A 277-nucleotide genomic window follows, 5' to 3' on the forward strand; every position below is an offset into this window, starting at 1 on the left:
GATACGCGTCGATGCTGCCACTCAAAATGGATGCTCAGCTGCGACAGCGTGAGGTTCCAGTTCTGCCCCTTGATTCTATTTGCCGCTGCCGCTCCATCATGCCGTCAGCACACGCTGCAGTCGATGTGGCGCGACAAGCAAGCGGAGCCTGGCGACAAGGTGACACCAAACGGGTCATCGTCACCGATTGCATACAAAATCGTTTTCTGAACAAATATTCTGGCCTTTTTTTAGCCAGATTCTGTATTTTCGTATACAATATTAGCCTAAAGTCTAT

At 49.5% G+C, this 277-nt stretch carries 1 protein-coding gene; it reads left to right on the forward strand.

Annotation, left to right across the window (positions count from 1 at the left end; translation table 11 throughout):
* Positions 1–26: 26 nt before the first annotated feature.
* On the forward strand, positions 27–277 hold a 251-nt coding region (locus Q4563_RS19585; protein ID WP_303605706.1), incomplete at its 3' end, for a hypothetical protein.

The organism is Gilvimarinus sp. 1_MG-2023 (assembly GCF_030548285.1).